This window comes from Microbacterium kunmingense (assembly GCF_023155745.1).
Taxonomy (GTDB): Bacteria; Actinomycetota; Actinomycetes; order Actinomycetales; family Microbacteriaceae; genus Microbacterium; species Microbacterium kunmingense.
This window is the reverse complement of the sequence record NZ_JAKNUS010000002.1, coordinates 268,088-282,680: the sequence shown is the minus strand read 5'-3', so window position 1 is coordinate 282,680 and position 14,593 is coordinate 268,088. Positions and strand designations below refer to the sequence as shown.

Here is a 14,593-nt window from a genome sequence, read left to right as displayed (position 1 = left end):
CAAGGATGAGGCCGTGACGATCGATCTCCTGGCGCGGGATGCCACGGCGAACCCCTCCGGCGAGCGGTGGCGTACGCCGGCGCGCTACTGGGCGGAGATGTCGGCGGCCACCGCCGACCTGGCAGCGCCCGTCGCGGCGATCGATCGGGAGGCGCTGTCGTTCAACGCGCTCGACATGGTGGTGCGCGCGGGAGGCGTTCCGATCCGGGTGGCGAGCAAGTCGCTGCGCGTGCGGGAGGTGCTCGACGCGGTCCTTCAGCTTCCGGGGTATCGCGGCATCCTGGCGTTCACACTGGCCGAAGCCCTCTGGCTGAGCGCGGACCACGATGACATCGTGCTCGGTTACCCGACGGCCGACCGGGCGGGTCTTGCCCGCCTCGTCGCGGACGATCGGGCCGCGGCGCGGATCACCCTCATGATCGACGACCCCGCGCAGCTCGACCTGATCGACGCGGTCGCGCCGCCGAGTGCCCGCACCGAGCTGCGTGTGGCACTGGATGTGGACGCGTCGTGGCGGTCTCGGGGGCTCGGTCACATCGGCGTGCACCGTTCGCCGCTCCACACGGCTCAGGATGCCGTGGGCCTGGCGCGGATCATCACGCAGCGGCGGGGCTTCCGATTGGTCGGGGTGATGATGTACGAGGCCCAGATCGCCGGGCAGCCGGACGCGACCGGTGCCGGCGACGGGGTCATCCGATGGATGCAGCGCCGCTCCGCGGCGGAACTGCGCGAGCGCCGGGGGTCTGTCGTCAGCGGCATCCGCGAGCTCACCCATCTGGACTTCGTCAACGGCGGAGGCACGGGGTCGCTCGAGACGACGGCCGCCGACCTCGCCGTGACGGAACTGACGGCCGGGAGCGGGCTGTTCGCGGGCCACCTCTTCGACGGGTACCGCGCCTTCGATCCGGCTCCGGCTGCCGCGTTCGCGCTCGACATCGTGCGGACGCCCGCCGCGGACACCGTGACGGTGCTCGGTGGCGGGTGGGTCGCGTCAGGCCCGGCGAGCCCTTCGCGCCTCCCGCGCCCGGTGTGGCCGGCGGGGTTGGGGATGCTGCCGCGCGAGGGGGCGGGCGAAGTCCAGACGCCCCTGCGTGGCCCCGCTGCGGCGCATCTGGCGGTGGGGGATCGGGTGTGGTTCCGCCACGCCAAGAGCGGAGAACTCGCCGAGCGGGTGGCGGCATTCGCCCTCGTCTCCGATGGCCGGCTCGTCGCCGAGCTCCCCACGTACCGCGGCGAAGGGAAGGCGTTCCTGTGACCCGCCCCGGCGCCGTCTGGCGCAACTGGGGGCGCACGGCCGAGGCGCGGCCCGTGCGCGCGGAGTTCCCGGCCACGGCCGAGGCGGTCGAGCGCGCCGTCCAGGCGGCCGCCCGGCGGAAGCTCCGGCTGAAGCCCGTGGGGTCGGGGCACAGCTTCTCCGGGATCGCCGTGGCATCCGATGTGCTTCTGGACGTCTCCGCGCTGTCGGGGATCGTCGCCCTCGACCCCGACACCGCCCGAGTCACCTTCGGCGCGGGCACCCCTCTCCACCAGGTCCCGCGCCTGCTGGCGCGTCACGGCCTCGCGATGCAGAATCTCGGCGACATCGATCGGCAGACCATCGCCGGGGCGATCTCCACCGGCACGCACGGCACCGGGATCGCCTACGGCGGGTTGGCGACGCAGGTCGTCGGTGTCACGATCGTCACCGGCGACGGCCGGACCCGGCGGATCGGAGCGGACGACCCTCTGCTCGCGGCGGTCTCCCTGGGCCTCGGTGCGCTCGGCGTTCTCGTGGATGTCACTCTCCAGTGCGTCCCCGCCTTCCACCTCGCCGCCCTCGAGCGTCCGGAACCGCTCGACGAGGTCGTGGCGACGCTCGAGGATCGCGTGCGCGGCGCAGACCACTTCGAGTTCTACTGGTTCCCGCACACCGACGTCGCCCTGACGAAGACGAACGAGAGACTCCCGGAGACGACTCCGCGGCGCCCGATCCCCCCGGTGACGAGGTTCGTCGATGAGACGCTCCTCGCCAACGGCGTGTACCGGGGCATGTGCGCCGTCGGACGGGTGCTGCCGCCGGTCGTCCCGGTCTTCTCCCGTCTCGCCACGCGCGTCACCGGAGACCGGACCTATCTCGACCGGTCGCACCGCGTGTTCACGCAGCCAAGGACGGTGCGCTTCCGCGAGATGGAGTACGCGCTGCCCGCGGAGAAGGTCGCGCCCGCTTTCGAGGCCGTGCGCGCCCTGATCACGGCCGAGCGGTGGCGGATCTCCTTCCCCCTCGAGGTGCGCTTCGCGGCGGGCGATGACCGCTGGCTGTCGACGGCGCACGACCGCGCCACCGGCTACATCGCCGTCCACCGGTACTTCCGGGAGGACCCCACGGCGTATTTCACGGCCGTCGAGGAGGTCATGCTCGCCCACGGCGGACGCCCGCACTGGGGCAAGCTGCACTCGCTGGACGCCGACGCCCTGCGGCGGAGGTACCCGCGATTCGACGACTTTCTCGCGGTCTGCGAGGAGTTCGACCCGGAGGGCCTCTTCCGCAACGCGTATCTGGACCGCGTGCTCGGTCTCTAGGCCTGTGAGGTCGCCGCACAGCCTGAGGAGCGCCTCGGCGGACCGTTAGGATTGTCAGCACTGACCTGGAACGGAGACCCCGGCATGTGGGAATGGCTCATCCCCGTCCTGATCGTCGTCGCACTGGTCGTCATCGCGGGGATCTACCTGTGGGCGACCTACAACTCGCTCGTGCAGCTCAACGTGCGCGTCGACGAGGCCTGGAGCGACATCACCGTCCAGCTGAAGCGCCGGGCCGACCTGCTGCCGAACCTCATCGAGGCGGTGAAGGGCTACGCCGCTCACGAGAAAGCGGTGTTCGAGAATGTGACCCGGGCCCGGGCCGAGACCCTTTCCGCGGGCGGTCCGGCCGATGCGGGTGTGGCAGAGGGCCACATGCAGCAGGCGTTGCGCTCGCTGTTCGCCGTGGCCGAGGCCTACCCCCAGCTGCAGGCCAGCCAGAACTTCCTGCAGCTGCAGCAGTCGATCGTCGACATCGAGGACAAGATCCAGGCGTCTCGCCGCTTCTACAACGGCGGCGTCCGTGAGCTGAACACCAAGATCAAGGTCTTCCCCAACAACCTCTTCGCCCGCAACCTCGGTTTCGACGAGCGCGAGTTCTTCGAAGTCGTCGACGGCGCCGCGATCTCGGAGCCTCCGCGCGTCCAGTTTTGACATCGGTCCGCACCCTCTCCCGCGCCGAGGCGGCGCGCATCGCGGTGCGCGCCCAACTCCTCACCGCGGATCGTCCCGGCGACATCATCGAGACCGTCCAGTCGCTGACCGTCCTGCCGATCGATCCGACGGCGGCGATCGCTCCGAGCGTCGACCTCATCCTGTGGAGTCGCATCGGCTGGCCCTACGAGCCCGCTGACTTCCGTCGTCTCTTCCGTGAGGACCGGCAGATCTTCGAGTGGAACGGGTTCTTCCGCCCGATGAGCGACCTGCCGCTGTTCCTCCCCCTGATGCGGAAGGGCCCGAGGTCGGCGTCCGCCCGCGACTGGGTGGCCGCCAACGCCCGGTTCCGCCGAGACATCCTGACGCGGCTTCGGGATGACGGGCCGCTGCGTCCGGCCGACATCGCCGACACCGCGGCGGTGCCCTGGCGTTCGACCGGATGGACGAACGATCGGAACGTGCTGCAGATGCTGGACATCCTCGTCGAGAGCGGCGAGGTGGCCGTGGACCATCGCGATGGGAAGGGCCGGTGGTTCGACCTGGCGGAGCGGGTCTACCCCGCCGTCGAGGCGCTGTCCGAGGACGAGGCCGCACGCGGCCGGGCCGAGCGGCGGCTGTCGGCGCTGGGGATCGCGAGGCGGAAGGGCGTCGCCCAGCCGGGGGAGCCGATCGACGTCGGCGACGCCGGTGTGGAGGTGTGCGTCGACGGTGTCGCGGGCCGCTGGCAGGTCGATCCCAGCCTTCTGGACGCAGGAATCCCGCGCCCGCGCACCGCGCTCCTCTCGCCGCACGACCGGCTCGTCTTCGACCGGGTCCGCCTGCGCGAGCTGTTCGGGTTCGACTACGTCCTGGAGATGTACAAACCCGCGGCGGCACGGCCGTGGGGCTACTTCGCGCTGCCCATCCTCCACGGTGACCGGCTCGTCGGGAAGCTCGATGCCACCCTCGATCGCCGCGCGGAGACGCTGCGGATCAACGCCGTGCACGAGGACGAACCGTTCGCGGCGGCGGTCGCCGAGGCCGTGGAAACGGAGGTCGACGACCTGGCGCGATGGCTCGGCGTGGAGGTGTCCCGGCGTTAGAGCACGCCGAGGCGGATCTGCTCACCCGTGACGGTGACGGTGCCCCGGACCCCCCAGGCGTCGTCGCGATACGTCGCCGATGCCGGGGAGCCGTCCCGGCCGGTGCCGCTCGCGGTGGCGACCACCGCACCGCCTGTGGCGGCGAACCCGCCGTCGTCGGTGAGCTGCACCTCGGGGAGCCGCTCGATGCGGTAGGCGATGCGCTCGAGGACCGCGAGGTCGGCCGGCCACGGCACCCGCAGGCCGCACATGTCCGTGACGACGGTCGCCGGCTGGGTGCACGCGTTCAGATGGTCGGTGACGGCCTCCCGGACGGCCTGGACTCCGGCGTCGGTGAAGCGCGGGTCGATCGCGACGTCCGCGCGCTCACCCGGGAGGACGGCGACGGACACCGCGTCGCCCAGGTACTCCCGGGGCGCGGGGGTGATGTCGTAGATCCCGGGGAGGAGCCGGACCTCCCCGACGGGCACCACGGCCTCCCCGATGGTGACACTGTCTCCGAGGCCCGTGCTGACGTCCACTCGGCCGAGTGCGTCGGGACCGACTCGCCAGCCATCCGGTGTCTCAGACAGGGTCAGGCTCGTCGCATGGCTCTCGCCGGCCAGCACGAAGGAGACCTCGGCCTCCGCCGCGTCGCCCTCGATGCGCACCGCACCCACGGACGGCTCGGAGAGTCTCTCGGCCGCGCCGCCGACCTCCAGGGCGTCCCCGCCGCTCATCGCCGCCCGCGCCGCATCCTCGTCACCGTCGGCGACAGCGACCAGCCATGCCCGCGCGACGGCCTCCGGGCCGGCCTGCCGGGACCCCGCCCACATCAGGACGCCCGCGACGCCCACGACGACCATGACCGCCGCCGCGACGATGATCGCGACCGTGCGGGCGCGACGCGGTCCAGGCATCCTCCCACGCTAGGTCATCCGGACGCGGGACCGGCGGTGTGCCGGGCCGCGTGGGGGAGCGCGGCGGCCACCTGGTCGACGGCGTCGCCCCACCCCGACACCGAGATGCGATCCAGGCCCTGCCAGGTCGCCGCCTGCCGCAGCTCCCGCGCCACCCGCTCCACGACCGAGGGGGCGGGCTCCCGCTCCCACCACGCGGACTGCACGCGCAGCGTCTGCGCCGGGCGGTCGGCCTTCAGATCGACCCTGGCGACGATCGCGTCGTCGACGAGGATCGGAAGCGAGTAGTACCCGAACCGCCGGCGAGCCGCCGGCGTGTAGATCTCGATGCGGTAGGCGAAATCGAAGAGGCGCTCCGCCCGGTCACGGAACCACACCATCGGGTCGAACGGGGTGAGGATCGCCGCGGCGTCCACCGTTCGCGGCACCCTGGCGTCGCGGTGCAGCCACGCGCGCGCCGGGCGGCCCGCCGTCGTCCATCCCGCGACGGTGACGGGGATGAGCTCACCCTCAGCGACGAGGTCGGCGATCGCGGTGAGGATCGCGCCGCGATCCCTGATGCGCCAGTAGTCGGCGAGGTCCGCGGCGGTCGCTACGCCGTACGCCCGGGCGGCGCGACGCACCAGCTCGCGTATCGCCTCGGGCCTCGGCACCTCCCGGCCGGCCAGTTCCTCGCCCAGGACGTCGACGGCGAGTCCATAGCGGCGTTCGAACCCCCGGCGCCCGGCGATGGCGACCTCGCCGAAGAGCCACAGGAACTCCAGGGCCTCCTTGACGACGTCCCACTCCCACCAGCCGCCGCGAGGGGAGCGCCGCACGTCCCGCTCGATCTCGGCGGGGCGCAGCGGACCCCGTGCGGCGAGCTCCGCACGGACCCAGTCCACGACGTCGCGATGCTTCCCGACCCATCCGTCGGGGTCCGACGCGTACTTGCGCCGGAACTCGGCCATGCGGAAGGCGAAGAGCGGTCGATCGGGCGCCGGGACGAACGCCGCCACATGCGCCCAGTACTCGACGTATCGCGGTCGACGCCCGAAGAGCAGCCGGTCGAGGTCGGCGGTGTCGTACGGGCCGAGGCGGGAGAAGAGGGGAAGGTAGTGCGACCGGGCGAAGACGTTGACCGAGTCGATCTGGAGCACCGACATCCTGCGCAGGGCGTCGTTCAGCTGGCGTGTGCCGACGCGGTCGGGCCGCCTGCGGTCCAGACCCTGCGCGGCCACCGCGACCCGACGCGCTTCGGCGGCACTGAGCTGCTCTCGAGGCGTCACGGCGGCAACACTAGACCCGGCCCCCGACGTGGGATGCGAATCAGCGGTTCTAGACTTACCGAATGGCCGGATCGGAGGAGCGCGAGTCGCTGTGGAGCGCCCTGCGCGACCGCACGCGCGTGGTGTCGACCGAACTGACGGGATCCCTCCCGCGCGGACTCCGGCTCGCCGCCGCCTACTCCTGGCGCCTTCTCGTCATCGCCGCCGCGGCGGGCGTGGTCATCTGGCTCGTGATCCAGCTGAAGCTGCTGGTGGTCCCGCTGCTCATCGCCATCCTCGTCACCGCCCTGCTCTGGCCCTTCTTCAGCTGGATGCTGCGCCACCGCGTCCCGCGCGGGCTCGCCATCGTCATCGCGGTGGTCACCACGCTGGCCGTGGTGTCGGGACTGCTGTGGGTCGTGGTCTGGCAGATCACACGCGAGTTCGGACGGGTCCAGGCCCGGACCGTGGACGCCGTGGCCGCCTTCCGGCAGTACCTCATCGACGGTCCGCTCCACCTCTCCGCCGGCCAGATCGACGATCTGCTGAACCAGGTCGGCTCGCTGGTGCAGGAACAGGCGTCGCTGCTGTGGTCGGGGGCCCTCGCGATCGGGACGACACTCGGTCACGTCGTGACGGGGGCGCTCCTCGCCCTGTTCATCCTGCTCACCCTTCTGGCCGACGGCGGCGGGATCTGGCGCTGGACCACCCGCCTCCTTCCCAAGGCGGCGCGCGTTCCTGTCGATGGGGCCGCACGCGCGGGCTGGGTGACCCTGGTCAACTACGCGAGGACCCAGCTGCTGGTGGCGACCATCGATGCGATCGGCATCGGCCTGGGCGCCCTCCTGCTCGGGGTGCCCCTGGCGGTTCCGATCGCGGTCCTGGTGTTCCTCGGCGCGTTCGTGCCGATCGTCGGAGCGGTCGTGACCGGAGCAGTGGCGGTCTTCGTGGCTCTGGTCTACAACGGCCCGCTCATCGCGCTGTGGATGCTCATCGTTGTCCTGGGTGTGCAGCAGCTGGAAGGACACGTGCTGCAGCCCCTGCTGATGGGTGCGGCCGTGAAGGTCCATCCCCTCGCCGTGGTGCTCGTCGTCGCCGGTGGAGCGATGATCGCCGGCATCCCGGGCGCGCTGTTCGCCGTGCCCCTCGCCGCCTTCGTCAACGTCGTCGTGCTGTACCTCGGATCCCGCGGGTGGGAGACCGGGGGACGGCCGCCGCCGGAAGACCTGATCTGGAGTACCGTCCCCCGTCGAAGGAGAACCCCCGCGTGAGCATCCCGACGATCGCTGCCTCCGGCATCCCGACGCTCGCGGAGTTCGAGGACGCGGCGGCCGCCCTGCGCGGCGTCGCCGCCCACACTCCGCTGGAGGAGTCGCAGCACCTGACCGACGTGCTCGGGGTGCCGACGTACCTGAAGCTGGAGAACCTCCAACGCACGGGATCGTTCAAGATCCGCGGGGCGACCTACCGCCTCTCGCGCCTGACCGAGGCCGAGCGCGCCCGTGGCGTCGTGGCCGCCTCGGCGGGCAACCACGCCCAGGGCGTGGCACTGGCAGCCCAGAAGCTCGGGATCCCGGCCACCATCTTCATGCCGCTGGGTGTTCCGGTGCCCAAGCTCCTGGCCACCCGCGGGTACGGTGCCGACGTCATCCTCGAGGGCGAGACGGTGGAGACGCCGCTGCGCCTGGCGGCGGAGTTCGCGGAGCGGACCGGCGCCGTCCTCATCCACCCGTTCGACCACCGCGACATCATCCTCGGCCAGGGAACCCTCGGGCTCGAGCTGCATCAGGACCTCCCCGACGTCGAAACCGTCGTGGTGTGCGTCGGCGGCGGCGGGCTCATCGCCGGCGTGGCCGCCGCGATGAAGGCGCGCGCGACCGCCGAGGGGCGCCGGATCCGCATCGTGGGCGTGCAGGCCGAGAACGCCGCGGGCTATCCGCCGTCGTTGGCGGCCGGGCACCCGGTCACGGCGACTTCCCGACCGACGATCGCCGACGGCATCGCCGTGGCACGACCCGGCGATCTGCCGTTCGCGATGATCCGGGATCTCGTGGACGAGATCGTCACGGTGACCGATGACGACATCGCGCGCGCGATCCTCGTCCTCCTGGAGCGGGCCAAGCAGGTCGTGGAGCCGGGGGGCGCGGCGGGGGTCGCAGCCATTCTCGCCGGCAAGGTGCGATCCGACGGACCGACCATCGCCATCCTCTCGGGCGGCAACATCGACCCGCTTCTGCTCCAGCGCGTCGTCGCGCACGGCCTGGCCGCGTCGGGGCGGTACATGACCCTGCGCATTCCGCTTCCCGACCGGCCCGGCCAGCTGGCCCGGGTCTCCGAGGTCCTCGCGCAGGCCGGCGCGAACGTCATCGAGGTGCTGCACACCCGTCACGGTCAGGGTCTGCAGATCAGCGAGGTGATCCTGCAGCTGAGCGTGGAGACGCGGGGGGAGGATCACCGCGCGCACGTGATGCAGATGCTCACCGCCGCCGGCTTCGCCCCGACGATCGCGGTCGACTAGGCAGCGTCTCCCATATCGGGTTGTAGCTCGCCCGAGCCGTCCTTGAGGAATGACGTCAGGGCAGCGACCCAATCGTCGAAGGCGTCGAGGTGGCCGTCGTGCGATGCTCCGGCGAGGTCGATTCGGGTGGCGTTGCCGCCGCGTGCGACGAAGTCCTTCTTCTGTTGCTCGCTGAACATGCCGTTCTCGCCGTAGAGGACGAGTGTGGGGGCCGTTACCTGCTCCCACTCGGTCCAGCGGGGCGTCGCAAGTTCGGTGATTGTGGCGACCATGACATCGGGGTCGAACCTTGAGTGGAGGCCATCAGCGCGTTCTTCGAGGTCAGCGACCCAAGCTTGCGCGAGCGGACCGGTACCGAGTGCGGCGACCGCTGCGGATCGGTCGGTGAAGGGAACCGGCCAAGATCGAAAGTAGTCGCCGAGGGCGGCGTGTTGTTCCGGGGTGCCGCTACCGGCATCGCATTCCAGGAGCACCAGCCGGCGCACGAGACGAGGGTGCGCAGCGGCGAGCAGCATCGCCGTGTGTGCGCCCATCGACTGCCCGACGAGGTCTATCGGGTGTGATGACTCGGCCGTGATCACCTGCACGGCGTCGGAGACGAAGGCGTCGCGTGAGGTGTCGCCGGGGTGCCGTGTGCTGTGCCCGTGGCCACGCTGGTCGATGAGGATCACGCGACGCCCCGCGAGCGCACTCGCGGTCCGCTCGAACTCTCGGCCGCTCCCAGCCAGTCCGTGCAGAATCACGACGGTCGGCTCGGCGCCATCGGCCAGCGCGTAGGACACCGTCGTTCCATCGGCGACGACGATCTCTCTGCGCACCAGGTCCACCGCATCACCGAAGCCTGCACCTCGACCCACCACGTGCGAGCCTGCGCCCGATCGTCGCATCGATCGACACTCCCCAGTCGATCTTTCCGGCCGCGTCGGCCTCGGCGAGAATCTGCGCCAGCACCCGGCCCCACGTGCCGCCGGGCGAGGGTGTGGGCGACGTGCGCGGAGACGTACGGATGCGGGAACCGTATGTGTCTCACGCGTGCTAACGCGAACCGTCGACCTCACCCCACCAGACTGCCGCGAGCCTCACCGGAGATATGGGAGACGCGCCCTAGGCCGCGTCGGAGGGCTTACTGCCCCGAGTAGGTCTCGACCTTCAGGATCTCCACCTCGATGGCACGACCGTTGGGCGCGGTGTAGGTGGTCTTCTCACCCTCCTTGAGCCCGAGGATCGCCGCGCCCAGCGGCGAGGCCTCGCTGTAGACGTCGAGCTCGGACCCGGCGGCGATCTCGCGGTTGCCGAGCAGGAAGACCTCTTCGCCGCCCGCGACGACGGCTGTCACGACCGTTCCGGACTCCACGACACCGGTGCTCTCGGGGGCATCGCCGACCTTGGCGTCCTTCAGCAGCTGCTGGAGCGTGCGGATGCGCGCCTCCTGCTTGCCCTGCTCGTCCTTCGCGGCGTGGTAGCCGCCGTTCTCCTTGAGGTCGCCCTCTTCGCGCGCGGCTTCGATGCGCTTGGCGATCTCTTCGCGGCCGGTGGTCGAGAGGTGCTCGAGCTCGGCGGCGAGACGGTCGTAGGCGTCCTGGGTCAGGAAGGTCACCGGGGCTTCGCCAGTCACGTTCGTCTCCTTCGGTCGTCGGCTGGTATGCAAAGACGCCCCGGCGAGGGCCAGGGCGTCCATCGGAGTTGTCCCGCCAGATTACGTCACCCAGCAGGAGTTGACCAAACCGGTCGTGGCCTCCGAGACGGTGGGGATCGTCTCCTGGAAGGCCCGGGGCGTGCCGTCGGTCTCGGTGAGCTCGATCACCATCCACCCCACCACGCCGTGATCGGCGTCCTGCGCCTCGAGCGCGCACGCGATCTCCCGCCCGGCGGGAGCGGTGACCTGGAAGTCGATGCGCACCGAGCTGTCGTCGACGAGCTGGAAAGCCGTGGTGCGCACGTCGACGTCGTCGAGGGCCCCGGCCACCGTCATCCAGCCCGCTCCGACCACGACCGCTGCGGCCACGGCGGTGCCGGCGATGATCAGCCACCGCGGCGCGCGCGATCGCGTGCGGCCGTAGCGTTCGTCGAGCATCTGGGAAGTCGTCATGGCCTTCTTCGGGGCGTCTAGGCTGGTGATTCCAGGCTAAGCGCTCCCACGCCCGGAGAGGACACCATGCACCACGCTTTCGCGACGATCGTCGCGGCCGCCACCCCCTCGCCGGTACCGACGGTCGATCCCGACCTCGTGACCCCCGGGCCGGTGGGATTCGCGGTGATCGCGTTCATCGCCCTCGCGGTGGTGTTCCTGGTGTGGGACATGATGCGTCGCATCCGCCGCGCGCGGATCCGCGGCGAGATCAACGAGCAGCTCGACGCCGAGGAGCAGATGCGCGACCGGGACGGCGGGACCTCGTCGCCTCAGGCGTGATAGGCCGGCGCCAGCGCGATCAGCAGGCAGGCCGTCCAGTGGCAGAGGAATGCCAGCACGGTGCAGACGTGGAAGATCTCGTGGAACCCGAAGTGCCCGGGCCAGGGGTTGGGGCGCTTGAGAGCGTAGACGACCGCGCCGGCGGTGTACAGCAGACCGCCCACGACGACGAGCACCATCATGGCGGCGTTGGCGGCGAGGAGATCGACGAAGTACATCACCGCCGCCCAGCCGAGCACCAGGTAGAGGGCGACGTACAGCCAGCGCGGAGCGTGGATCCAGAACACCCGGAACAGGATCCCCAGGATCGCCCCGCCCCAGACGAGGGAGAGCAGGAGGACCGCCTTGCCGGTCGGCAGTGCCAGGACCGCGATGGGGGTGTAGGTGCCGGCGATGAGCAGCAGGATGTTGGCGTGGTCGATGCGCTTGAGCACGACCTTCGTGCGCGGTGACCAGTCGAACCGGTGATAGAGCGCGGAGTTGCCGAACAGCAGCAGCGAGGTGGCCATGAAGACGGCGGACGACCACTTGGCCGCCGCGCCGTCGGCGAGGACGATGAGCAGGATGCCCGCGGCGATCGCGACGGGGAAGGTGGCGGCGTGGATCCAGCCGCGCCACGTCGGCTTCACGTCGGTCCGGGCGTCGACGGCGGCAGCGTCCATCAGGGGCAGCTGCGGCATGTCCGGTCCGTCGGGGGAGAGGTCGGTATCCGGGCTGGGGGTCATCCTCCCAAGGGTACGGCGCGGCGCATGCCGTCGGCTGCACGCGGGCTGACCGCCGCGCGCGAGCGGCGGGGCGGCGGGAGTAGCGTAGGCGTGTGAGTGCGACGGATGAGGGGCGAGGGCCGCTTTATCGGTTGTACATCTCGCGGCTGCGCCGCAGTCTCACCCCGGATGTCGTTCCCCACCACATCGCGATGATGATCGACGGCAACCGCCGGTGGGCCAGGCAGCTCGGCTACGACTCCGCAGCGCACGGGCACCGGGCCGGAGCGGCGAAGATGCGCGAGTTCCTGCGCTGGTGCGATGACATCGGCGTCAAAGTCGTCTCGCTGTACCTCCTCTCCACCGACAACCTCCGGCGTCGGGATTCACGGGAGCTGACCGACCTGCTGGAGATCATCGCCGAGTTGGCGCACGAGCTCTCCCACGAACGCGACTGGCGGGTGCAGCACGTGGGACGCGCCGATCTGCTCCCTCCCGAACTGGCCGACGTGCTGGCGATGGCCGAGGAGCGCACGCGCGGACACCGAGGGCTGCACGTGAATCTGGCGGTCGGGTACGGCGGGCGCAGCGAGATCGTCGACGCGGTGCGCTCCATCATCGCAACGCACGACCGAGAGGGCGGGTCGTTGGAGGAGCTGGCGGCGAGCCTGACTCCGGAGCAGATCGGCGAGCATCTCTACACCGGCGGACAGCCCGATCCCGATCTGGTGATCCGCACCTCCGGCGAGCAGCGCCTGAGCGACTTCCTGCTGTGGCAGAGCGCGCACAGCGAGTTCTACTTCGTCGAGGCCCTGGGCCCCGACCTCCGCGAGGTGGACTTCCTGCGCGCGGTGCGCGACTTCGCCCGACGCGATCGCCGCTTCGGGCGATGACGGCCGGCGCGCCACGGCGGACTCCGACGCGTCGAGAGAACTTCATCTGCTCGTAACCGGGTGACAGCGTGTCTGCGACCCACGCGGCACGGAACGGTCGTACGGTCATCTCACCGGGCAAGGTGCCCGGTCGGGTCGGCCTTTCGGATCGCGACTCGTGACCCACGGTCGACTCGAGACTGCCGGGTGACACGCCCGGGGCAGGAGTGGGTTGTGACCACACGAGCACCGCACGACCAGCGCCGCGAGCAGTACATTGACGAGGACGCGCAGTCGCAGGATCTGCGCACGTACGTCCTGGACACGTCGGTTCTGCTGAGTGATCCGCGCGCGTTCTTCCGGTTCGCCGAGCACAGCATCGTCATCCCGGTGGTGGTGATCACCGAGCTGGAGAAGAAGCGTCACGATCCGGAGATCGGCTACTTCGCCCGGCAGGCGCTGCGCCACCTCGACGAGCTGCGCATCGAGCACGGGCGCCTCGACTTCCCCGTCCCGGTGGGCGCGGGGGGCACACTGCGGGTGGAGCTGAACAACACCGACCCCACGGTCCTGCCCTCGGGAATGCGCCTGGGCGACAACGACACCCGCATCCTCGCCGTCGCCATGCATCTGGCTGAGGACGGTCAGGATGTCACCGTCGTCTCCAAGGACCTCCCGATGCGGGTGAAGGCCGCGTCGCTCGGCATCGTGGCGGAGGAGTATCTCGCCGAGCAGGCCGTGGACTCCGGCTGGACCGGCATCGCCGCCATCGACCTGTCCGGCGACGAAGTCAGCGACCTCTACGAGAGCGAGGTCGCGACCTCCGACGCCGTGCACGGGCTGCCCGTGAACACCGGGCTCATCATCCACTCCGAGCGCGGTTCCGCCCTCGGCCGTGTGACCGGGGACGGGGCGTTCCGACTGGTGCGGGGCGACCGCGACGCCTTCGGCCTGCACGGGCGATCGGCCGAGCAGCGGATCGCGATCGACCTGCTGCTCGACCCCGACGTGGGCATCGTGTCGCTGGGAGGGCGAGCGGGAACGGGGAAGTCCGCGCTCGCCCTGTGCGCGGGACTCGAGGCGGTCCTGGAGCGTCAGCAGCAGAGGCGGATCATCGTCTTCCGACCGCTGTTCGCCGTCGGCGGCCAGGAGCTGGGATACCTTCCCGGCGACCAGGCGGAGAAGATGAACCCGTGGGGGCAGGCGGTGTTCGACACCCTCGGGTCCGTCGTGTCGTCGAATGTCATCGAGGAGGTCATCCAGCGCGGCATCCTGGAGGTGCTCCCGCTCACTCACATCCGCGGTCGCTCCCTGCACGACGCCTTCGTGATCGTCGACGAGGCCCAGTCGCTCGAGCGCAACGTGCTGCTGACGGTGCTCAGCCGCATCGGCCAGCACTCGCGCGTGGTCCTCACCCACGACGTCGGGCAGCGGGACAACCTCCGGGTGGGTCGCCACGACGGCATCGCCTCGGTGATCGAGACGCTGAAGGGGCACGACCTGTTCGGTCACGTCACGCTGACGCGTTCGGAGCGTTCGGCCATCGCCGCGCTCGTGACCGACCTCCTGGAAGCGGGGGAGCTGGCCTGACAGCCTGCTCGTCCCAACGTGAGAAGAGTCTCATCTGCGGCAGTGCCGCGGAACG

Annotated in this window: 15 protein-coding genes; 9 read left to right on the top strand and 6 right to left on the bottom strand. The window is 70.7% G+C overall.

Annotated elements, in window-relative coordinates; all coding sequences use genetic code 11:
* The first annotated feature begins 13 nt into the window (after nucleotides 1-13).
* The 4 genes from MA875_RS04055 to MA875_RS04040 all read left to right on the top strand — a co-directional run bounded on the left by MA875_RS04055 (nucleotide 14) and on the right by MA875_RS04040 (nucleotide 4,298).
* Entirely contained in the window at nucleotides 14-1,255 is a 1,242-nt protein-coding gene (locus MA875_RS04055; protein WP_372492510.1) for an alanine racemase, read from the top strand.
* Nucleotides 1,252-2,559, top strand: coding sequence for a D-arabinono-1,4-lactone oxidase (locus MA875_RS04050; RefSeq protein WP_248240441.1), 1,308 nt, complete (start codon nucleotides 1,252-1,254; stop codon nucleotides 2,557-2,559). Before MA875_RS04055 ends, MA875_RS04050 begins: the two co-directional genes overlap by 4 nt.
* 84 nt (nucleotides 2,560-2,643) lie before the next feature.
* Nucleotides 2,644-3,213 (top strand): LemA family protein, encoded by a 570-nt coding sequence (locus tag MA875_RS04045; RefSeq protein WP_248240667.1) that lies wholly within the window; start codon nucleotides 2,644-2,646, stop codon nucleotides 3,211-3,213.
* Nucleotides 3,210-4,298, top strand: a complete 1,089-nt coding sequence (locus MA875_RS04040; RefSeq protein ID WP_248240440.1) for a DNA glycosylase AlkZ-like family protein — start codon at nucleotides 3,210-3,212, stop codon at nucleotides 4,296-4,298. The genes MA875_RS04045 and MA875_RS04040 overlap by 4 nt, the downstream gene beginning before the upstream one ends.
* Here MA875_RS04040 and MA875_RS04035 read toward each other — a convergent pair.
* Both MA875_RS04035 and MA875_RS04030 read right to left on the bottom strand, forming a co-directional pair.
* The gene (locus MA875_RS04035; RefSeq protein ID WP_248240439.1) at nucleotides 4,295-5,197 is read right to left on the bottom strand and encodes a hypothetical protein; all 903 of its coding nucleotides are present in this window, start codon (nucleotides 5,195-5,197) and stop codon (nucleotides 4,295-4,297) included. The genes MA875_RS04040 and MA875_RS04035 overlap by 4 nt on opposite strands.
* 14 nt (nucleotides 5,198-5,211) lie before the next feature.
* Nucleotides 5,212-6,465: a winged helix-turn-helix domain-containing protein gene (locus tag MA875_RS04030; protein WP_248240438.1), complete on the bottom strand. Its 1,254-nt coding sequence runs from the start codon at nucleotides 6,463-6,465 to the stop codon at nucleotides 5,212-5,214.
* 62 nt (nucleotides 6,466-6,527) lie between these two features.
* On the opposite strand from MA875_RS04030, the gene MA875_RS04025 reads away from it, so the two are divergent.
* Both MA875_RS04025 and ilvA read left to right on the top strand, forming a co-directional pair.
* The gene (locus MA875_RS04025) at nucleotides 6,528-7,715 is read left to right on the top strand and encodes an AI-2E family transporter (protein WP_248240436.1); all 1,188 of its coding nucleotides are present in this window, start codon (nucleotides 6,528-6,530) and stop codon (nucleotides 7,713-7,715) included.
* Nucleotides 7,712-8,962 carry a threonine ammonia-lyase gene (gene ilvA / locus MA875_RS04020; RefSeq protein ID WP_248240434.1) on the top strand — a complete coding sequence of 417 codons (1,251 nt, stop codon included), beginning with the start codon at nucleotides 7,712-7,714 and terminating at the stop codon, nucleotides 8,960-8,962. Before MA875_RS04025 ends, ilvA begins: the two co-directional genes overlap by 4 nt.
* Here the strand turns inward: ilvA and MA875_RS04015 are convergent.
* The 3 genes from MA875_RS04015 to MA875_RS04005 all read right to left on the bottom strand — a co-directional run bounded on the left by MA875_RS04015 (nucleotide 8,959) and on the right by MA875_RS04005 (nucleotide 11,051).
* On the bottom strand, nucleotides 8,959-9,780 hold the full coding sequence (locus tag MA875_RS04015) for an alpha/beta fold hydrolase (protein ID WP_248240432.1): 822 nt from the start codon (nucleotides 9,778-9,780) through the stop codon (nucleotides 8,959-8,961). The genes ilvA and MA875_RS04015 overlap by 4 nt on opposite strands.
* 305 nt (nucleotides 9,781-10,085) lie before the next feature.
* A complete protein-coding gene (gene greA, locus MA875_RS04010; protein ID WP_248240430.1) occupies nucleotides 10,086-10,577 on the bottom strand; it encodes a transcription elongation factor GreA in 492 nt (163 codons plus the stop codon).
* A gap of 81 nt (nucleotides 10,578-10,658) precedes the next feature.
* Nucleotides 10,659-11,051, bottom strand: a complete 393-nt coding sequence (locus tag MA875_RS04005; protein ID WP_248240428.1) for a DUF4307 domain-containing protein — start codon at nucleotides 11,049-11,051, stop codon at nucleotides 10,659-10,661.
* 66 nt (nucleotides 11,052-11,117) lie between these two features.
* Here MA875_RS04005 and MA875_RS04000 point away from each other — a divergent pair, with 66 nt between their 5' ends.
* The gene (locus tag MA875_RS04000) at nucleotides 11,118-11,372 is read left to right on the top strand and encodes a hypothetical protein (RefSeq protein ID WP_248240427.1); all 255 of its coding nucleotides are present in this window, start codon (nucleotides 11,118-11,120) and stop codon (nucleotides 11,370-11,372) included.
* Here MA875_RS04000 and trhA read toward each other — a convergent pair.
* Nucleotides 11,363-12,052, bottom strand: coding sequence for a PAQR family membrane homeostasis protein TrhA (trhA, locus tag MA875_RS03995; protein ID WP_372492522.1), 690 nt, complete (start codon nucleotides 12,050-12,052; stop codon nucleotides 11,363-11,365). The two genes, MA875_RS04000 and trhA, sit on opposite strands and share 10 nt — an antisense overlap.
* Before the next feature lie 137 nt (nucleotides 12,053-12,189).
* Here trhA and MA875_RS03990 point away from each other — a divergent pair, with 137 nt between their 5' ends.
* Nucleotides 12,190-12,969 carry an isoprenyl transferase gene (locus tag MA875_RS03990; protein WP_248240424.1) on the top strand — a complete coding sequence of 260 codons (780 nt, stop codon included), beginning with the start codon at nucleotides 12,190-12,192 and terminating at the stop codon, nucleotides 12,967-12,969.
* Nucleotides 12,970-13,182: 213 nt separating this feature from the next.
* The gene (gene phoH2, locus MA875_RS03985; RefSeq protein WP_372492509.1) at nucleotides 13,183-14,538 is read left to right on the top strand and encodes an RNA 5'-3' helicase PhoH2; all 1,356 of its coding nucleotides are present in this window, start codon (nucleotides 13,183-13,185) and stop codon (nucleotides 14,536-14,538) included.
* The last annotated feature ends 55 nt before the right edge of the window (nucleotides 14,539-14,593 follow it).